The sequence below is a fragment of the Cyanobacteria bacterium GSL.Bin1 genome, assembly GCA_009909085.1.
GTDB lineage: Bacteria > Cyanobacteriota > Cyanobacteriia > Cyanobacteriales > Rubidibacteraceae > Halothece.
Genome location: JAAANX010000083.1, coordinates 79090 through 99434, shown reverse-complemented (window position 1 = coordinate 99434; position 20345 = coordinate 79090). Strand labels below are relative to the sequence as shown.

The following is a 20345-nucleotide window of genomic DNA, read 5'->3' as shown; positions in this document are numbered from 1 at the left end:
TTATAACTAATGCTGACTTGTCCCAATTGCGCTTCTTCTCAAACGGTCAAAAATGGTCACATCCACAATGAGAAACAACGGTTCAAATGTCGTGCGTGTCGACGGCAGTTCGTCGAGCAGCCGACTCAAAAAGTGATTGACCAAGCAACAAGGGAACTGATTGGTATTTTGTGTATTACTACAACGTATCATTAATTGTTTAGCACTACCCATTTTTGAAGAAACCAGTTTTATCAAGTATACTCAAGAGCTTGAATTTAAAGCAATTAATGATTTAGAAGCCGATCAAATAATGAAAAGATACGTCGATTTACTTTACGATTCTTCTAAAATCCACAATATCAAAAAGTAAGTGAAGACGGATAGTGATGTTTCTAAAAATTGACTAAAATGGGCTTCAATATAGGAACAATCCCCCTTCTTTCAGGCTGTTGCAAATCGCCGGTGATTCTAGTTAACGAATTGAGCGGAGAAAACCGAATAATTTTCGCAACGTATTTTGTAAAAACTTATTTTTTCCGTAATTCCGTTTCTTCAGTTGTAAGGCCGCTTTACTATTGATCTCAGACAGGGTGGGATAAATATGAATGATGCCAGTTAACGCGGAAATGGGCAAGTTGTTTTTCATCGCGAGGATGACTTCGTGGATTAATTCTCCGGCTGTCGGTCCGACAATATGGGCTCCTAAAATTTGTCCTTTGGGGGTGGTAATAAACTTTGCAAAGCCTGTGGTTGCCCCTTCAGCTTGCGCGCGATCTACTTCTGCAAAGTCTTGCTTTAAAACTTCGATTTTGTTCCCATAACGCTGTCGGGCTTGCGCTTCTGTTAACCCCACATGAGCGAGTTCAGGTTCAGTAAACGTTGCCCAAGGAATGACGCGGTAGTCGGCTTTCGCAGAGGGAAAAAATAGGGCATTTTGGATGACAACAGCAGCTTCATACCCTGCCACATGGGTAAATTGATAATCGCCAATGACATCACCACAACCATAAATGCGTTTGTTAGAGTGCTGCAACAAATAAACCATCCATAATGTCTTGAAATTTCCCTAAGCAGCCTATAGCTACTGGATGATCATTTTCTTGGATTACTCTTAGAAGTTTGCAGTTTTTCGTTGACAATCAGTCCTTTTTCGCTATATTCAACTCTAGCTGCTTCTAAATTCAAACGCTCAACATTAGGAATTCGTCCCGAAGATACTAAGATTTCATCCACAACAATTTTTTCTTTTCCCACCCAAAGATGTTTTTTCCCATCAATCATTTCTACCTTTTGTGCCCGCGTATTATTCAAAATCCTCACGCCATCGGCTTTCATTTGTTCTTCAACTACTAACGCCGCTTCTGGGTCCTCTTTTGGAAGAATATGGTCACGGCTGGAGATAATTGTCACTTGTGACCCTAGCCGATGCAAGGCTTGCCCCAATTCACAGCCAATGGGACCACCACCAATCACTGCTAAAGATTCAGGACATTCTTTTAAAGAGAAGACTTGTTCGTTGGTGATAAAACCAGCTTCTGCAATACCTTCTACTGGGGGGATTTTGGGACGAGACCCCGTAGAAATAACAAAGGCACGGGCGCTTAAGTCCCGCCCATTAACCGTGAAGGTTTTTTGATCTTTGAATTGACCTTCCCCGAAAATAACCTCAACCCCTAACCCTTCAAACCGTTCTGGTGAATCATGGGGTTGAATCGTACGAATGACCTGTTGCACATGACCCATTGCTTCGGAAAATTCGATGTCAGGGGGCGTGGTATCAACGCCAAAGCGAGCACTAGTTTTGACCGTATGAGCGACACGGGATGCCTGAAGCAGGGATTTACTGGGAACGCACCCGAACCAAAGACAGTCGCCACCAAGGCGATCTTTTTCAATAAGGGCAACTTTCGCGTTGAGTTGGGCAGCAGCACTGGCAACCACTAAACCACCAGACCCCCCACCAATAATAACGATATCGTAATCAACTGCCATTGCTTTTTTCTCCGTTATGATTGATCAGGTCAGTTCTATTAGAAACGATCGAAATGAGTCGTTGCTGAGAGCTGACTGATATCCCTTTGAGTGTAACTATGTCTTCCTCTTCCTCCCGTCCCTCTGCTAGTTTTTTGCTCCAACAAGCTGCATCTTTATTGCTATATCAGTCGGTATTAGCAGATGAGGTGGGACAAGCCTTCCTTGAATTATTACAGAGATTAAAAGAACAGCGCGATCGCGCCCTTTGTCTCCAAGCCTACGGCACCTGGTTTAAATCTCTCGCCGCCAGCCAGCAAAGCTGGGAAGATTACCTGGTCCATCGGATTCTTTATGATAACAATCCGTTTTCGCAACAAGTGCAAGCTAACTCTCTCGAAGCATTACCGCCAGCGTTGGTTAAAGCAGCGCAAGTGGACCTGAGGGCGTTACAAGAACTTTATCGATGTGGGAGTGCGACCCTGAGTCGGTGGGTCCAAGCCGGTTGTCAGTTGAATCATCCGCTCATTGCTTGGGAACACCCCATTGCAACCGATCATTTTCTCCATCACCATGATGATTGGCGATCTGTATTACCAGAACTGGCAAAGCATTATCAAACTTATGGTTGTGGGATTTTTGCCCAATATCGAGCGTTTACTTGGCAAGCCGGACAATTAGTGGGGATTGCTCATCCCGATCCTGTTCCAATCACAGAAATTGTGGGATATGACTGGCAGAAAGAAAAGCTGGTGCAAAATACCCAGTTCCTTTTAAAGGGCTATTCTGCTCTAAACGTTCTTCTTTATGGTAGCCGTGGCTCAGGAAAATCTTCTTTGGTGAAGGGGTTACTCAATGAATATGGCAGTGATGGCTTGCGATTAGTGGAAGTGCCAAAGGCAGAGTTGCGCAATCTCCCGTTAATTTTAGAGCAATTACGGGACTTACCCCAGAAGTTTATTATTTTTGTCGATGATTTGTCTTTTGAAGAAGATGACGACTCGTTTAAAGCGTTAAAAGTGGTTTTAGAAGGAAATATTACCGCGCGATCGCGCAATGTGGTTGTTTATGCCACGTCCAACCGCCGTCATTTGATTCGAGAGTTTTTCGAGGATCGTCCGCGTCCTAGTGATCAAGACGAAGTTCATGCTTGGGATACCGTACAGGAGAAATTATCGTTCAGCGATCGCTTCGGTTTAACCCTTACCTTTGAACCGCCTAATCAAGAGCGCTATCTGGAAATTGTGCATCATTTGGCTCAATTAGCTCAAATTCCGCTCTCACCAGACGACTTAGAATTTCGAGCCAAACAGTGGGCAACTCGTCATAATGGTCGTTCTGGACGCAGTGCGAGGCAGTTTATTGATTTTTTACAAGGAGAACTGGGGGGTTAACCAAAGCGACAGGTCACACGCCCCACAATTTGTTCTAACCCAACACTGCCAAAATTTCTGCTATCAGTGCTTTCTTCCAGATTATCTCCGAGCAGGAAAAAATGTCCTTCTTCGGAAATAAAACGCACCCGCTTGATCAGTTGCAGATTGTCTTCCCTCGGGTGTTGAGCAACTACCAGATCCCCAATTTGCGGTTGTTGAGTTTGATTGATTGCCGGGTCAATTAACACTTCTTCTCCTGGTTTCAGCAACGGCAACATTGAGTTGCCAACGACACGAAACCGTTTGCGTTTTCTCAGTAACCACAACAGAAATTCTTTTAGGGTAATGTCTGCTAGCATTCAATATTTTCTTTTTATAAGCACTCTCTTAAAGATTAGGCTCAGAATCCCAGTCTTTATACTCAGTCTTCAAGATTTGACTCAACTTATTAAATCGCTTGTTTTCTGCATCAGTACGTTGTGCACCTTTGCGCTTGAGTTGAAAATACCTGTCAGTGTACTGTGCCAATTTGTAGGAATTGCCAAATTCTAAAAGTGCATCCAAATATTTAAGTGCAGGTTCTCTTTCTTTTGGCAAAGGATAGCCATAGCCAGAATTATATTTGTCTAATATTTCAACAGCAGCACTTGTCTTGAGTTGCTCTGGTGAAAGGACTAATTTATTTTTAACATTGACAACTATATATGGATTGACATCTTTGCCCGTTGTCGAATACACAATTCCGTTGTTTTCTAAACGCAGGTTATCAATTTCAGTTTCTTCAAAAAACATAACAAAAGAGCCAGTTTGTAAAGGGGCATCGCCTGTAGCATCAGAATCGAATGGATAAAATGAAAATGTTACAGATTTTGTTTCTCCTTTAATGTTGATCAATTTATGGAGAATGTTATTAACTCCATCAACGACAACTCTACCAATAGATGTCCAGGGGGCAAGCCCTGGAAAAATTGAACCGGTTAGACCGATAATTTTCGAGAAAGAGTTTTTCAGTTTATCAAAACTTGACCCTCCTAAGTTTTGACAAAAGGTGTGAAATGACAAGTATATTCTCTTTGTACTATCATCTTTTCCAAAATCCTCGATAGCAAGTACAGTATCAGCCCATAGGTCTGTGATATCACGATCTATTGTGTCGATATGTTGTATTTCGTGTACCTTAAGTGTTGGTTCATCTTGGTTTCCTATCCCGATTGTACTCAAAAGTATAAAGTAATCGTTATCATATTCACCAGCTTTGTAATGTTCAGCATACTTTGTGTAAAGTTGCTGAGATACGGTTGTGATTGATACAGTAATATCTTCGGCAGGATTAATAACTGCAGACTCATCTTTTATGTAAGGAGAAACTAGCTGTCCTCCATTAATAGGCGCTCTTGCAACATACATTTTGTTTGGCATTTTTAATCTCCATGTCAATCAAGTGAAAAATAAGATTTTTACGTTACAATCGTGTTTGCTTTGCAAAGTTTTATAATCACTTCACTTTGTATAAGTAAATTATTGGATGGCTTAATTGGCATATCTTTTGGTAACGCTCTCAGCTTAAAATTTAAATTACTCTCTAGCTGAAATTATCTCTTTTACTAAATTTTGGGGAAATTTGATAAAATGCCACGACAATGAAGCCTGGATTTATAAACTGACAGGAATTTAAGAGGTTTTAAATTACAAGATTTACATCCACTAAGCTTGGTAGAGGCAATCAGAAATCGGCTTTTACTGATATAAATTCAGTATATCTAAAGTTATTTTTTTACTTTATAAAAGCAATAAAAATTTACTTAAAATTATATTACTTCTTTTTAAGAAAGTTTAAGAGAATAAACTTCACAAGAAAGTTTCACTGAACAGTATTTATCAGTTTTGATGACAGCGGAGGATAATTCTTTTATCCTCCATTGTTTGTTAGATTATCTGGTTGAATACTTTAAACGTTAAATTCACTCGGAAAATTAGCAACTACAATCAACCAAGCCTAGTGTTGCAAACAAGCGGCTAAATCTTGTTCAGGCGTCGAGATTTTTTTCAAGTTGTACTGTTGGGATAAAAGTTGAAAAACATTCTGGGAAATAAAAGCCGGTAAGGTGGAACCCAAGCGAATATCTTTAATGCCAAGATAGAGTAAGGTCAACAAAATGGCAACGGCTTTTTGTTCGTACCAAGACAGAATCATCGATAGGGGTAATTCATTAACATCGACGGAGAAGGCATTAGCTAAGGCAAGGGTAAAAAAAGCGTCATTGGTCATTAGTCATTGGTTAATCCCTCAAAACGAAAGTTCCCCCAAGTGGGGGAATCAAGCTAATTGAGAGGGGGTTAATCGCGTCCGAAACGAGGACCCCAGCCAGCAGTGGGGGCATAAACAGCGCGATCGCCGAGTTCTTGTTCAATCCGTAGTAACTGGTTATACTTGGCAATGCGTTCGCTACGAGAGAGGGAACCGGTTTTGATTTGTCCGGCGCGGGTTGCCACTGCTAAGTCAGCAATGGTGGTATCTTCGGTTTCTCCTGAACGATGACTAATCATACAGCTATACTGATGACGATGGGCGAGATCAATTGTTTCTAGGGTTTCGCTAAGGGTCCCAATTTGGTTGAGCTTAATTAAAATTGCGTTTCCAGAATCGGTTTCAATTCCTTTTTGCAGACGGATCGGATTAGTGACAAAGAGGTCGTCGCCGACTAATTGCGTCCGTAATCCCAGTTTTTCTGTAAGGATTCGCCAATTATCCCAGTCATCTTCATATAACCCATCTTCAATGGAAATAATCGGATAATCGCTCGCTAAATCATTGAGATAATTAATTAATTCTGCTGGCGAATGTTCACTTCCTTCATAGATATACTTGCCATCTTGATAAAATTCACTGGCTGCTACATCTAAGGCCAAACCAATTTGTTTGCCGGGTTGATAGCCTGCTTTTTCAATGGCAACCATGAGAATTTCCAGTGCAGCACGATTGGAATCTAAATTGGGCGCAAATCCGCCTTCGTCACCAACCCCAGTTAGTAAACCTTTGGAATCTAACACTTTACTCAACGCACTAAAAATTTCTGCCCCCCAACGCAAGGCTTCACCAAATGTGGGCGCACCAATGGGCACAATCATAAATTCCTGAAAATCCACATTATTGGATGCGTGTTCACCGCCATTAATGACATTCATAAAGGGAACGGGGAGGACATTTGCCATTGGTCCCCCTAAGTAGCGATAGAGGGGAAGCATTAAATGATCGGCTGCTGCTTTGGCGGTTGCCAGAGACACGGCTAAAATCGCATTTGCGCCAAGATTGGACTTATTTTCCGACCCATCTTGGTCACGCATCGTTTGATCAATTAAGACCTGATCCAGGGCATCTAAGTCCATCAAAGCAGGTGCCAGTTTATCTTGAATGTTCTCTACTGCTTTAAGAACCCCTTTTCCGCCATAGCGTTGATCGCCATCTCGCAATTCGTGGGCTTCAAAGCTACCCGTGGACGCGCCGCTGGGTACTTGTGCTAACCCCATCGCACCACTGGTTAACTGCACCTGTGCTTCCACAGTCGGTCTTCCTCGTGAATCTAGGATTTCTCGGGCTTGGATGGCTTCAATGGCACTATCTGGGTTATACATGGCGTTTTCCTCTGAGTAACCGGTTAAAATGAACAATACATTTAATTATCAATTATTAGTTATTAATTATCAATTATTATTTACCGCCTATAAACGACCGTTTTACCGTCCTTTGAAAACCAGTTCTGGAGAATGGAAAATTCGCGAAGGAATTATGATTGCTTTGCAAGATCCAGAAGGACAGATCAGTTATGGTGAAATTGCCCCACTTCCTCGTTTTGGTTCCGAAACTTTAGACCAAGCACTTGCTTTTTGTTCTCAATATTCCCAAGGGATTACAGCAACAGAAATCAGGGAGATTCCTGAAAAATTGCCTGCTTGTCAGTTTGCTTTTGAGTCGGCTTTAGAAAATTTTTTCCCTGAAGAAACGCCAGAAAAAGAGTTATCCTTAAGTACTCTCTTACCGGCGGGAGAAGAGGGATTACAAGCCTGGCAATCCCCTTGGCAACAGGGACAACAGACGTTCAAATGGAAAATTGGCGTTTTCTCTTTAGCAGAAGAGTTGGCTTGGTTTGAACAGTTAACCCAGGCTCTTCCGGATCAAATGCAATTACGGCTTGATGCTAATGGCGGGTTAACGCTGCAAGAAACGCAACAGTGGTTGCAAAAGGCGGATGTATCGGGGAAAGTGGAATTTATCGAACAACCCCTTCCGCCCCATCAGTTTGAGCAGATGCAGGAACTTGCAGCAACCTTTAAAACCCCGATTGCCTTAGATGAATCAGTGGGAACGTTGCGACAGTTGCAAGCTTGCTATGAAAGAGGATGGCGCGGTATTTTTGTGCTCAAGTGCGCGATCGCGGGATCGCCGCGTTTACTGCGAGACTTATGTCAACAGTATTCACTGGATCTGGTATTTTCTTCGGTCATGGAAACGACTGTGGCAAGAGAAGCTGTGTTTCGACTGGCGAGAGAACTGAAGCCAAAGCGGGCACTGGGGTTTGGGATTGATGCTTGGTTTGAACAGTGATTAGTTACCAATTAACCCCACGCCCGAACCCCGAATCCGGAAAACCTAACCCCAATCTGAATCCGACTCGGCTTCTCACTCCTTGAGATCGCGCTGTCATGTCTGCCATAGTTCATAAAGGAAGTTAGTGAGATTCTTTTTTAGTTTGTATGATCTGTATAATAATACTATAATGATTTATATCACAATAATCTAAGATCAAACCATGAAAAAGATACTTGTTGTCGATAACGATCTAGTGTTTCGACAAGCATTAACCGTTGATTTCATCCAACGTCACTATTTCGTTCAAGAAGCCCGATCAGGACAAGAAGGTTTAAGTAAATACGAGAGTTTCCAACCGCATCTCATTCTATCCGATGTGGCTATGCCAGGGATGGATGGGTTTAGCTTCTGTCGTCAAGTGCGATCGCGCGCCGACGGTCAACTCGTACCCTTTATTTTCTTAACCGCTAAAAGTCAGCTTCAAGATCTAGAAAAAGCGCAAGCCCTTAGGGCTGACGATTATATTACTAAACCCGTCAAGCTCGAAGAACTGAATTTAAGAATTCAACTGCATCTTGAAAGAGCGGACCGTGTTAATGCTGAAATAGTAAGGCTTTTACAAACTCAGCAAACCGACATAAACTTAAGTGAGAAAGCTGAAGCCACAAACCTTGACTCTCCTGATCTTGTACCGACAGACGATCTCCTTTTCCTCACCTCTGCCGAAGAACGGGTCTTCTGGAAAGTCATTCAAGGATTTACGAACAAAGAAATCAGCCAGCGTCTATATATTAGTCCCCGGACGGTTCAAACTCATCTCAGCAATATTCTGAGTAAGTTAAACCTTAAGAATCGTACTCAACTCAGTTATTTTGCTTATCAAAGGGGCTATCGGCCCAACATCACCTCAGAATTAGAACTTAAAAGTTAGGTCGCAAAGTAATGCCTTCGGCTTGGTCTTCCTAGCAGCGCGGGCTAACACCCTATGACCTAACGGGTTTAGGTGATGGGGAAATTTCTTCATCGTGACTGGCTTCTGACCTAACAAATCCGGTTCGACCTAATCCCAAAAGCCAATGCAGCGGTTTTTCGGCATCGAGATGTCGACGTCTTGTTCCCGAAAACCTAACCCCAGTCTCAATCAGACCCGGGTTGTCACCCCGTGAGGAAATTTCCTCTTTGAGGTGCTAATATTCTTGCTGAATCGTAGCACCAGGTGAAGTCTGTTCAGCCTCATTTTCATTACTGTTGTCTAGGAATTTATATTGTTCAAGGAAACTGAAATCTTCAGACTTCATGAGAGTTTGGAGATGAGAAACCTTATTTAAAAGCTGGAGCTCTGAAGCCAGTTCCTGTTCTAAAATAGCAATATAACGAGCTCGCTTCTCGGGACTCGCTTCTTTTTTGAGTAACTGAACAGCTAAGTTAAGCTTGCTAAAGTTTCCTCGCAAATCTTCAACAAAATTGCTAATGATTTCTTCTTCCACTTCTTTTCGGTTTTCTATCTGTTGATTTTTATGTTTTAATTGCTTCACTTGTTCATAACAGGAATTGAGTTGAGCCAGAAAAAAGGTCTGCTTCTGCAAACGGCTACGAACAGCTCTGATCAGCTCCTCTTTTGTAAAAGGTTTAACCAAATAATCATCGAGACCGAGCTTTCCCGCTTGCCAACGCGATGAGTGATTGGATCGAGCAGTTAAAAAAATAAAAGGAATTGAACTGGTTTCCGAGATTTGTCTTAATTTTTCTAAGACTTGATCACCCCTTAAGTCAGGCATTACAATATCACAAATAATGAGGTGAGGTTGTTCTCGGATTGCTAATTGCACTCCTTGCTTACCATTAACTGCTTGTATAACTTCAAACTGTTCATTGGTAAGCAGTTCAACAATTTTTTGTCGGATGAAATCTTTGTCATCAATTACTAAAATTTTATACGTCATAAACTATTTATGAGAGATTTAAATTTCAAGGTTTTAAAAATGTGTCAAATTAGAGGGAGAGGAGAGTAAAAGCTAAGAGTAGACAATAGTTAAAGTAACAGAAAGCTATCCCCTAGTCTGTGTCGTTAATGATTTGTAACTTAGCAACACATTCGTTCTGAGAATCAGAGGAGATAACTGTCGAGTGCCTGAAACTTCACTAATAATTTGGTTCTCTTTATTAAGATTCTAGCGATTCATAAGGAGAGTTAACAAGAAATATTTACTCATTAACTGTCCCGTGTCAATCCCTTGATCTACTATGCTATCCTCACTTACAGAAAACTGCTTGATATTCGGCATCTGACATCACTCAATCGTTTTACATTCAGAATCGTGTAACTAACAATGAGCTCAACCGAAAATTATAATCAATCCCCCCCCAATGAAGATAGTTTTGAAAAAGATGCTAAATTAGCTTTAGGCGATTTAATGACAGATGCGGAAGAGATTCCCACATTGGCTCTTGCCATGCAACTAGACCGGTTAGATCAAGCTGGGGGCACTGACATTGGTCGTCGTCGCCATAATGAAGATTATTATGGGATTTATACACAAATTCGTAAGGAAGAGTCACCGCAAGGGGCAACAACACAAGTTAGAGGATTATATGTTGTCTGCGATGGGATGGGAGGACATTCGGCAGGAGAGGTGGCAAGTACCATGGCAGTGGAAATCCTCCAACGCTATTTTGAAAAGCATTGGCAGGATGAACTTCCTAATGAAGAGACGATTCGGGAAGGGATTTTATTAGCAAATGAGAAAATTTATGAAGTGAACCAGGAAAAAGCGCGGTCAGGATCAGGGCGTATGGGAACAACGTTAGTCATGGCGCTTGTTCAAGATACGCAGCTAGTTATTGCGCACGTAGGAGATTCTCGCGCTTATCAAATGAATCGCTATGGCCATCTTTTACAGTTAACAGTGGATCATGAGGTAGGTCAAGAGGAGATTGCAAAGGGAGTTGCCCCAGAAGATGCTTATAATCTGACTAATGCGTATCAATTGACCCAAGCCTTAGGACCCCGCAAGAATAGCAAGGTGGAACCTGATATCCAATTTTTAGAAGTCCAGGAAGATAGTTTATTAATTTTATGTAGTGATGGTCTATCAGATGGAGATTTCTTAGAAGAACAAGGGAAGAATTGTTTGATGCCTTTATTGCAATCAAAGGTAAATTTAGAACAAGGCCTGTTAGATCTCATTCATTTTGCCAAGATTCAACAGGGTCATGACAACATAACAGCGGTCGTTGTAAACTTTAAACTTCGTCCTTGTGCATGAGGGAAGACATGATGAAGCGTGAAGCGTATCCTCGTTTAGCTCTCACGTTGGGAGATCCGGCAGGGATTGGACCGGAAATTGTTTTAAAAGCCCTGGCTGATCGGGCTTTGACCGAACGATGTCAGATCACAGTAGTGGGGACGCGATCGCTGCTGGAAAGAACAGCCCAGCAACTACGCCATCAGGAAGATTTAGCGTCTGTTGATGAAATTGACCTGTTAGACGTTCCTCTGTCTCGTAACACAATCGAACAAATTGAATTGGGTTTAGGGAATGCTGCCAGTGGCGCAGCCAGTTTTGCTTACCTCAATACGGCGATTCAAGAAACACTCAAGGGAAACTTTGATGGCATTGTTACCTCCCCAATCGCGAAATCTGCTTGGAAGTTAGCCGGACATTATTATCCGGGACAAACGGAAGTATTGGCGCAAGCCGCAAACGTCGAACAGTTTGGCATGTTATTTGTGGCGCAATCTCCCCATACCGGTTGGACGTTACGCACCCTTCTGGCAACGACTCATATTCCCCTGCAGGCAGTTCCCCAGACCTTAACGCCAGCGTTGATGACGCAAAAGCTCGACCTATTGATTCGGACGCTCAAACAAGACTTCAGCATTGCCCAACCGCAAATCGCGATCGCGGGTTTAAATCCCCACAGTGGAGAAGCTGGACAATTGGGAACAGAGGAACAAGAGTGGTTATCCCTCTGGCTGGAACAAGCCCGTGAGACCGATCCGGATGTGGAATTAGTGGGATTGGTTCCTCCTGATACCTTGTGGGTCAAGCCCGGATATGCCTGGTTTCAAGATGGAAGTGTGAGTGCTGCGGATGCTTATCTTGCCCTTTATCATGACCAAGGTTTAATTCCAGTCAAGTTAATGGCATTTGACGAAGCCATTAATACGACGATTGGCTTACCGTTTATTCGCACTTCTCCTGATCATGGTACTGCTTTTGACATTGCCGGAAAAGGAGTGGCAAGTTGTCAGAGTTTGAAAGCTGCTATTGATTTGGCTTCCGAGTTGTCAGCGCGCCACCCTAGTAGTCTGTCAGTTTTGAAATGAAGGAGAATCTTTGATTCCCGATTCCCGATTCACTCCCTTCAACCCGCCAAGTGACTTTTTCAACAGACCCTAATCATATTGCTAATGCTCTGGTTCTCGACCTGATTTTTTGTCAGTAATATAAGTTTTGACCGCAAAATCAAGTACTGATTCTGCACAGTTGATAGCCACTAAATAATCTCTCCACTGCGAAGCAAGGTTTAAATATTTAAAACGAGCTAAATAAAGGTAATAGCGAATTTTATGATAGAAATATCTATAGCATAAATAGTTTTTGAATTCTAATTTACTGGAGAAAAAATGTTTGGCTTTGATTTGAGATACCTCTTCCGACATTCTTTTAACATCAACTGTTATATCTAAATAATCATTAGCCAGTCTAATAATATCATTGATTTCATTATTAAATTCAACCATCAGATTTGAAAACCAAATCTTCCAATCAATCCCTTCTTTACTGGCTAAATAGCTAGAAACAAGCTGAGCACCGATACTTTTGCCACAAATATTTAAGTAATAATTGAGAGATTGACTTAAATCCGAATGAGCTTCATCATGCATTGCAGTGAACACAAGTTGAATTGCATTCATAGCAATCGGATGACAATCAGGCATTAGTGCAATCATCTCTTTTCTGATTTTATTTAACTCAACTTGATCAGGTACGTCATTGGCAGAATCATACAAATCATCAAGTTTAAAGATTAGCAATATTAAGTTATAAATTTTATTCAGATCGTCATCAGAAGCAGTGATTTGATGTCGATTTAGAATCTCTCCATATAATGTCACATAGTTTTTTATTCCCTCTTGATCTAACATGTTTACTTTGACCTGAACAATTGAGAATGAGCAATAAAAAACGACAGCGTGCGCGGAGAACAGAAATACCGGAAGCAAGATAATAATAAAAGTGCTAAAGCGCGATCGCAGCTGATCTTCACCCGGCTTGAATATACTCTTGTAACGCCTTCACCTCTAATGATCCCGATTGGAGTGCCCGAATGGCAGCAACATTTGCTCTTGCACCCGCGATTGTTGTGACCACTGGAATTTTGTAGGCTAATGCGGTGCGCCGGATGAGTTGACCATCCGTCTGCGCTTCTTGTCCAGTGGGGGTATTGATAATCAGTTGGATATTCCGGTTTTTAATGGCATCCAAGACGTGAGGACGACCTTGGTGGAGTTTCAAAATGAGTTCCACCTCTAATCCTTCCGCTTCTAAAGCTGCTTTCGTGCCTTCCGTGGCAATAATATTAAACCCCAGTTCAATAAAATCTTTCACGACGGGAATGACGGATGGTTTATCGCGGTTATTGGTAGAGACAAAAACAGTTCCCGAGAGAGGTAAGCGTTGACCCGCTGCAAGTTCGGCTTTGGCAAAGGCTTTTCCAAACTCATAGTCAATTCCCATCACTTCCCCAGTGGAACGCATTTCGGGACCTAAAATGACATCGGTACCGGGGAATTTATCAAAGGGAAACACCGCTTCTTTGACGGCGATATGGTCAGGGCGCGGTTCTTCGGTGAAGTTGAGTTGGGCTAAGGTTTTGCCGGACATGATCAAAGAGGCAATTTTTGCTAGCGGAAAGCCTGTTGCTTTGGAGACAAAGGGAACGGTGCGAGAGGCGCGAGGGTTGGCTTCTAGGATGTAAACCGTTTCGCCTTGGACTGCAAATTGAATGTTCATCAAGCCCACCACTTTCAGCGCAGTTGCCAGTTGGGCAGTTGCCTTGCGGATGGTGGCGAGAACGGTATCGGTGAGAGAGACGTAAGGGAGAGAACAGGCGGAATCGCCAGAGTGAATCCCAGCTTGTTCAATGTGTTCCATAATGCCACCAATGACCACATTCCCTTCTTGATCCGCGATCGCGTCCACATCAACTTCAATTGCGTTCTCTAAAAATTTATCAATCAGAATCGGATGTTCCGGTTCCACCTGCACTGCAAAATTCATGTAATGTTCTAATTCTTCATCAGAATAGACAATTTCCATGGCGCGACCCCCGAGAACATAAGATGGACGCACAACCACGGGATAGCCAATATTCCCCGCAATCACCAAGGCTTCATCATAACTCCGCGCCAGTCCATTGGGCGGTTGATCAATCACTAACTGGCGTAAAATTTGTTCAAACCGTTCTCGATCTTCGGCAATATCAATGGAATCGGGAGAGGTTCCCCAGATTTTGGTAGGAATCGTGTCTTGATGGCGATGGAGATATTCTTCCAGAGAAACGGCAAGTTTTAAGGGCGTTTGTCCGCCAAATTGAATAATAATTCCCCGTGGACGTTCTACGGCAATAATATTAAAGACATCTTCTCGCGTGAGGGGTTCAAAATAAAGCCGATCGCTGGTGTCATAATCGGTAGAAACGGTTTCGGGGTTAGAGTTGACCATAATCGTCTCATAACCTGCATCGCCCAGTGAGAAAGACGCATGACAGCAACAATAGTCAAATTCAATCCCTTGTCCAATGCGGTTCGGTCCTCCCCCTAAAATCATCACTTTCGGCTTCTCAGAGGGAATGACTTCCGATTCGCCCACTTCATAGGTGGAATAGTAATAGGGGGTAAAGGCTTCAAATTCTGCAGCACAGGTATCCACCATTTTATAAACAGGGAAAACATTCAGTTCCCGCCGTTTTTCGGCAACCTCTCCTTCTGTGGTTTTTGTGGCAAAGGCAATTTGCGGGTCACTGAAGCCTAACTGTTTAATTTCCCGCATTTGTTCGGCGGTGATTTGATCTAACGGCGTTGCTTTCAGGAACTTCTCACTAGCAATCATTCGTTCTAAATTGCTTAAAAACCAGCGATCAATTCCGGTTAACCGATAAATCTCTTCTACCGTCATTCCTAAGTGGAACCCATGACGAACCGCAAAAACGCGCTCTGGGGTTGCGGTGCGTAAGTTAGCACGAACCTGTGTCAGAGAGGGTAGGATTTCTTTTTGATCGCATCCCCACCCCATACGTCCTGTTTCCAGCGATCGCAGCGCCTTTTGGAAGGATTCACAGAAGGTGCGTCCGATTGCCATTGCCTCTCCCACCGACTTCATTTGCGTGGTTAAATTCGGGGTAGAACCGGGGAATTTCTCAAAGGTAAACCGGGGAATCTTAGTCACCACATAATCAATGGTCGGTTCAAAGGAAGCGGGGGTTTGCTTGGTGATATCATTCGGAATTTCATCAAGGGTATAGCCCACAGCTAATTTTGCTGCAAACTTCGCGATCGGAAATCCGGTGGCTTTGGAGGCTAACGCCGAGGATCGCGAAACGCGGGGATTCATTTCAATCACGACGACTTCCCCATCATCAGGATTCACCGCAAACTGAATATTGGATCCACCAGTTTCCACGCCAATTTCACGAATAATTTTCTTAGAATAATCCCGCAGCCGTTGATATTCTTTATCCGTCAAGGTTTGCGCCGGTGCAACCGTAATCGAGTCGCCGGTATGAACACCCATCGGATCCAGGTTCTCGATCGAGCAGATAATTACGACATTATCCGCTAAATCGCGCATCACTTCTAACTCGTACTCTTTCCAACCCAATAAAGACCGTTCAATGAGAATTTGGGAAACGGGACTGGCATCGAGCCCCAGTTGGGCTTTTTCTTCAAACTCTTCTTGATTATAAGCAATTCCCCCGCCACTTCCCCCAAGGGTATAAGCAGGACGAATAATAATAGGATAACTGCCAATTTCTTGTTGCGCGATGACCTTTGCTTGCTCAATACTACTGGCAATTCCCGACGGACAAACGGGAATATCAATTCGTGCCATCGCCTCTTTAAACAGCAAGCGATCTTCTGCCATTTCAATCGCGGGCAGTTTCGCACCAATTAAATCTACATTATAGGCTTCTAAAACCCCAGCATTGGCCAAATCCACCGCAACATTCAATGCTGTTTGTCCCCCCATTGTTGGAAGCAGTGCATCCGGACGTTCTTTGGCAATAATTTTCTCGACAATTTCTGGAGTGAGGGGTTCAATATAAGTGCGTTCCGTCGTCTCCGGGTCAGTCATAATCGTTGCGGGGTTTGAGTTGACCAACACCACATCATACCCTTCTTCGCGTAGGGCTTTACAGGCTTGCGTCCCGGAATAGTCAAATTCGCAGGCTTGTCCGATAACAATGGGACCAGCACCCAGGACTAGAATTTTTTTTAGATCGGTACGACGGGGCATATTCTTTTCGCGCCTAGAACACAGTTGGAATCGAGACTATTTTATATCACAACTGCCGTTCTGAAATAAATGTGAGTTAGTCCCCCATGAAAAAAGGAAGCAAGTGTGTTGAAAGTGCCGTTGTCGTAACCGAGATCCAAGTTGAGACAACCAACAGTGGCTGATTATTAATTGGTCATCATGTCGGCATTCCCGCCTTGCTTAGAGAGCATGATGACTTGAAGATCCTGTTCAGTTCGACTAGAAAGCAGGAAATCATTGAAATTCCTATAACAGCTTGTCGAAACGATTGTCTGCTTGGAGTTGTTTCAGAAGTTTTTTGATATCTTGAGTGCGATCTTTTTTCACGACCAAGGTCACGCCGCGATCGCGCACAATCACTACGTCTTCTAAGCCTAAGGTGACAATTACTTCTTCGGGATCGCTACTATAAACAATTGTTCCTTTAGTGTCTAACCCCACATGCGTTCCCATCTCAACATTTTCCCGATCCCCTTGAAACAACCGTTCGAGTGCATTCCAATCTCCTAAGTCATCCCAATTAAATTCACTCGGGAGAACACACGCCAGTTGCGTTTTTTCCATTAAGGCATAGTCAATACTATTTTTCGGGAGATTGGCATAAGCAGCTTTTCCCTTTTCCTGTAAGGGCGTCAGAATCTCCGGTGCTTCTTGCGCTAACTCTTGTAAAACCACCCCAGCGCGAAAAATAAACATCCCACTATTCCAGCTAAAACGTTGGGTCGCAATAAAAGACTCCGCTGTTTCATAATTAGGCTTTTCCGTAAAGCGAGTGACACTATAGGCGGATAACCCTTGATACTCACCAAGCTTTTTCCCCTGTTCGATATAACCATAACCCGTGGCAGGATAGCTGGGTTGCATCCCGAGGGTCACAATTACTTTTTCTGCCTTGGCTAATTCCACGCCTGCTGCGATCGTCTGTTGAAACTTAGCCGGATCTCCCACCCAATGATCCGCAGGGAAAAAACCAATCACTGTATCTTCTCCGTACCGTTGGGCTATTTCTAAGGTTGCCCACGCCACAGCCGGCGCTGTATCTCGACCTTGCGGTTCGACTAGGCAATTTTCTGCGGGAAGATTTGGCAGTTGTTCTTGTACCCCTGAAGCTAACATTTCCGATGTAATCACCCATACTTTTTCCCATCCGGATGTTAGCGGGAACAGTCGGTTGGCTGTTGCTTGCAAAAGAGTCTGACCACTGCCATCAAGGGATAAAAATTGTTTTGGACGTTCTCGGCGGCTAACTGGCCAAAAGCGTTCTCCTTTACCGCCTGCAAGAATTACAGGAATCATTGAAGTTTCCATTGGTTGATGATGCTGCTGTATTGAGTCTCCATTAATCTTAAGAGATAATATTAAGTTAGAGAGTGAAAATGATCAAAACAAAACAATACAGGAAAAAATAGTTATTGATGGGGAATAAGCCGTCGTTGATTATTGAAGAGATTATGGTCCAAAAAATGCTCAAGCGAATTCTTTATCTGGCAATTGCGATCCTCTTAGCGGGAATTTGGATATTACTGGATGCCAAACCAGCAATGGCGCAAGATAACAGCGTTAATTATACCCATACTGTGGTTTCAGAAAGAGATTTTTCTCATAAAGATTTAGTCGGGGCTGTTTTTGCTGCTGCGCAAATGCGTCGAACCAACTTTAGTGGCTCTAACTTGGAAAATGCAATGTTTACTAAAGGAACCTTAACTAATGCTGATTTATCTAATACGAATTTAAGTGGTGCTTTAATGGATCGAGTGGTGTTAGATGGTGCCGATTTAACTAATGCGGTGTTAATTGGAACAGTCATGACTCGCAGTAGTTTTGAAGACACAAAAATTACAGGTGCGGATTTTACTGATGCCATTATCAATCGTTACCAAATTAAATTATTGTGTCAAAGAGCAGAAGGCGTTAATTCGACAACGGGCGTTGCGACTCGAGACAGTTTAGGCTGTCGCTAATTAAGGAGTACTCCTTCTTAAATTCTGCCGTCTTTTGTCTCTCACGAGCCTTGGCCAGAGCTTCATCATCTTCCTGAATCATGAAAAGGGAGAAAATCCTGTTGGCATGAGGAGGTCCATCTTTTTCGGTTCGCAGTTGCACTTTTCCTTCGCTTGACGGGTAATCCTGCTGTAACCAAACTTGACGCAGAATATCTACTGCTTCCAGACGACGAAATAGATCGCATCAAGGAGAGCAAATCCGTCAGTGCCAATCGCGATCGCGGATTCTACTTTTTCTAACGTGGGAAAACTCAACACCCCAACAGCTGCTTGTGTAATGCGGTAGCGATCCTTAAATCCCACATCAACACCCGCGATGTAGCGAATCGGTTGCGGAAATTGGTCATCGGTGATGACTTGCGGGGATAATTCTTTTTGCAGCGCAATGGCACTGGCAGAAGAAATCGATTGCGATGTTTCCATGGACCAAAACGTATTATCCTAACTAAAGTCGTTACTACAGCCCTAAATCATCAATGAGTGGGATTTTAGATACCATTATCACCAGCCTGCAAGATATTGTCGGCAGTTTGATTCGTGCTTTACCCGGACTGATTGCAGGAATTATTATCCTCTTCTTAGCCCGTTATGCGGCAAAAGTTACTCATAAAGTTGCGCGTAAAGTGGGCAAGAAAGCACTTCCGAGTGCCTCCCTACAACTGTTACTGGAAAAAACCAGCTATATTTTAACTTTAACCCTAGGGGTTTTACTCGCTGGCGTTGTGGCGTTTCCCGGATTAAGTCTGGGTGATATTATCGCTGCCCTGGGGCTAGGATCAGTTGCGGTTGGGTTTGCCTTCCAAGATATTTTCAAAAACTTTCTCGCGGGAATTTTACTCTTATTGCAAGAACCTTTTCGCATCGGCGATCAAATCATTGTTGCCGGATACGAGGGAACCGTTGAACATATTGATATCCGTACCACGCGCATTCGGACCTATCAAGGAGAAGAAGTGATTGTTCCCAATGCAACTGTTTTTACCAACGAAATCCAGGTTCGCACCGCTTATGACTATCGACGCACTGATTTAGGCGTTGGTGTGGACTATAATACCCCCTTACCAATGGCCGCTCAACTCCTGAGAGAGACCATTCAAGCAGTGGAAGGGGTGTTAGAACAACCGCAGCCAGAAATTGATTTAGTCAGCTTTGGCGATAGTTCCATCGACTTTGTAGTGAGATACTGGACCATTCCTCAACAAAATATTGTGCGTCGTGTTCAAACTAAAGCCATTATTGCAATTAAACGCGTGTTCGATGAAGCGGATATTAATATTCCCTATCCAATTCGCACTGTTTACTATTACGATCAACAAAGATTTAATGATTATTTACCAATTAATGGTCAAGATATTGAGAATTAATAATTGAAATTAGATATGGAACTGACGCAAGCTAGAAAACTATTAGATCAATACAGTTGTACCGAACAAAAATCAGTTAAAACGGAACAAGAAAAAGAAGAATTACAAACGGCCATTCAACAAATTGTGCAGGAATCAGAGTGGGAAAATTTAGGAATCTGTGCCGATAATACTGAGCAAGCGATTAAAGCACTGAAAAGCTATCTCAGCGCTTTAGGATATGATATTAATCGGATTAATTTTGAGCAGGTTTTGGCTGTGAATACTCCTGTTTATATTAAATTTAGTACGAAGCAAATGGGATTTTATCAAGATAATTATACAGGAGAATATCGTGGCGTTTTAGTCTCTTGCCAAGCCGAAGATGATTTGATTGCAGGAGTTTATGGTCATTTACCGTTAAATTTATTTGCTGAGTAGTCAGGGCTGATGCTGATTGACTGACAAAAGTTAGCTAGGAGAATAATCATAGCTCTGGATAATCTTTTGATTTGGAAAGTAACAGAAAAGGGTTTAGA

General features: G+C 42.9%; 17 protein-coding genes and 2 pseudogenes. 9 read left to right on the top strand and 10 right to left on the bottom strand.

Annotation, left to right across the window (positions count from 1 at the left end; all coding sequences use genetic code 11):
• Positions 1–9: 9 nt before the first annotated feature.
• Entirely contained in the window at positions 10–195 is a 186-nt protein-coding gene (locus GVY04_10720; GenBank protein ID NBD16583.1) for a hypothetical protein, read from the top strand.
• A gap of 259 nt (positions 196–454) precedes the next feature.
• On the opposite strand, the pseudogene GVY04_10715 reads toward GVY04_10720, so the two are convergent.
• Positions 455–1974 (bottom strand): annotated as a pseudogene (locus tag GVY04_10715) (FAD-dependent oxidoreductase).
• A gap of 98 nt (positions 1975–2072) precedes the next feature.
• On the opposite strand from GVY04_10715, the gene GVY04_10710 reads away from it, so the two are divergent.
• Positions 2073–3347, top strand: a complete 1275-nt coding sequence (locus tag GVY04_10710) for a DUF815 domain-containing protein (protein ID NBD16582.1) — start codon at positions 2073–2075, stop codon at positions 3345–3347.
• Here GVY04_10710 and sodX read toward each other — a convergent pair.
• The 4 genes and pseudogenes from sodX to GVY04_10690 form a co-directional block, all read right to left on the bottom strand.
• Entirely contained in the window at positions 3344–3688 is a 345-nt protein-coding gene (gene sodX / locus GVY04_10705) for a nickel-type superoxide dismutase maturation protease (protein NBD16581.1), read from the bottom strand. The genes GVY04_10710 and sodX overlap by 4 nt on opposite strands.
• A gap of 28 nt (positions 3689–3716) precedes the next feature.
• A complete protein-coding gene (locus GVY04_10700) occupies positions 3717–4748 on the bottom strand; it encodes a hypothetical protein (GenBank protein NBD16580.1) in 1032 nt (343 codons plus the stop codon).
• 577 nt (positions 4749–5325) lie between these two features.
• A pseudogene (locus GVY04_10695) lies at positions 5326–5568 on the bottom strand (hydroxylamine reductase).
• A 98-nt stretch (positions 5569–5666) separates the two neighbouring features.
• Positions 5667–6962, bottom strand: a complete 1296-nt coding sequence (locus tag GVY04_10690) for a phosphopyruvate hydratase (GenBank protein NBD16579.1) — start codon at positions 6960–6962, stop codon at positions 5667–5669.
• Between the two features lie 61 nt (positions 6963–7023).
• Between GVY04_10690 and GVY04_10685 the strand changes: the two genes are divergently transcribed.
• Positions 7024–7932, top strand: a complete 909-nt coding sequence (locus GVY04_10685) for an o-succinylbenzoate synthase (GenBank protein ID NBD16578.1) — start codon at positions 7024–7026, stop codon at positions 7930–7932.
• A gap of 205 nt (positions 7933–8137) precedes the next feature.
• Positions 8138–8848, top strand: a complete 711-nt coding sequence (locus GVY04_10680) for a response regulator (GenBank protein NBD16577.1) — start codon at positions 8138–8140, stop codon at positions 8846–8848.
• Between the two features lie 256 nt (positions 8849–9104).
• On the opposite strand, the gene GVY04_10675 is transcribed toward GVY04_10680, so the two are convergent.
• Positions 9105–9860, bottom strand: a complete 756-nt coding sequence (locus GVY04_10675) for a response regulator (protein NBD16576.1) — start codon at positions 9858–9860, stop codon at positions 9105–9107.
• A gap of 387 nt (positions 9861–10247) precedes the next feature.
• Here GVY04_10675 and GVY04_10670 point away from each other — a divergent pair, with 387 nt between their 5' ends.
• Both GVY04_10670 and pdxA read left to right on the top strand, forming a co-directional pair.
• A complete protein-coding gene (locus GVY04_10670) occupies positions 10248–11183 on the top strand; it encodes a serine/threonine phosphatase (GenBank protein NBD16575.1) in 936 nt (311 codons plus the stop codon).
• Positions 11180–12247 carry a 4-hydroxythreonine-4-phosphate dehydrogenase PdxA gene (gene pdxA / locus GVY04_10665; protein ID NBD16574.1) on the top strand — a complete coding sequence of 356 codons (1068 nt, stop codon included), beginning with the start codon at positions 11180–11182 and terminating at the stop codon, positions 12245–12247. Before GVY04_10670 ends, pdxA begins: the two co-directional genes overlap by 4 nt.
• Positions 12248–12328: 81 nt before the next feature.
• Here pdxA and GVY04_10660 read toward each other — a convergent pair whose 3' ends face one another.
• The 3 genes from GVY04_10660 to GVY04_10650 all read right to left on the bottom strand — a co-directional run bounded on the left by GVY04_10660 (position 12329) and on the right by GVY04_10650 (position 17768).
• Positions 12329–13069 carry a hypothetical protein gene (locus GVY04_10660; GenBank protein ID NBD16573.1) on the bottom strand — a complete coding sequence of 247 codons (741 nt, stop codon included), beginning with the start codon at positions 13067–13069 and terminating at the stop codon, positions 12329–12331.
• Between the two features lie 118 nt (positions 13070–13187).
• Positions 13188–16439: a carbamoyl-phosphate synthase large subunit gene (gene carB / locus GVY04_10655; protein ID NBD16572.1), complete on the bottom strand. Its 3252-nt coding sequence runs from the start codon at positions 16437–16439 to the stop codon at positions 13188–13190.
• 267 nt (positions 16440–16706) lie between these two features.
• Positions 16707–17768, bottom strand: coding sequence for an NTP transferase domain-containing protein (locus GVY04_10650; GenBank protein ID NBD16571.1), 1062 nt, complete (start codon positions 17766–17768; stop codon positions 16707–16709).
• A gap of 143 nt (positions 17769–17911) precedes the next feature.
• On the opposite strand from GVY04_10650, the gene GVY04_10645 reads away from it, so the two are divergent.
• Positions 17912–18421 carry a pentapeptide repeat-containing protein gene (locus GVY04_10645; GenBank protein ID NBD16570.1) on the top strand — a complete coding sequence of 170 codons (510 nt, stop codon included), beginning with the start codon at positions 17912–17914 and terminating at the stop codon, positions 18419–18421.
• Between the two features lie 195 nt (positions 18422–18616).
• Here the strand turns inward: GVY04_10645 and GVY04_10640 are convergent, their stop codons facing one another.
• The gene (locus GVY04_10640) at positions 18617–18886 is read right to left on the bottom strand and encodes a hypothetical protein (GenBank protein NBD16569.1); all 270 of its coding nucleotides are present in this window, start codon (positions 18884–18886) and stop codon (positions 18617–18619) included.
• 53 nt (positions 18887–18939) lie between these two features.
• Here GVY04_10640 and GVY04_10635 point away from each other — a divergent pair, with 53 nt between their 5' ends.
• Positions 18940–19827: a mechanosensitive ion channel gene (locus GVY04_10635; GenBank protein ID NBD16568.1), complete on the top strand. Its 888-nt coding sequence runs from the start codon at positions 18940–18942 to the stop codon at positions 19825–19827.
• Between the two features lie 15 nt (positions 19828–19842).
• The gene (locus GVY04_10630) at positions 19843–20247 is read left to right on the top strand and encodes a DUF1824 family protein (protein ID NBD16567.1); all 405 of its coding nucleotides are present in this window, start codon (positions 19843–19845) and stop codon (positions 20245–20247) included.
• The last annotated feature ends 98 nt before the right edge of the window (positions 20248–20345 follow it).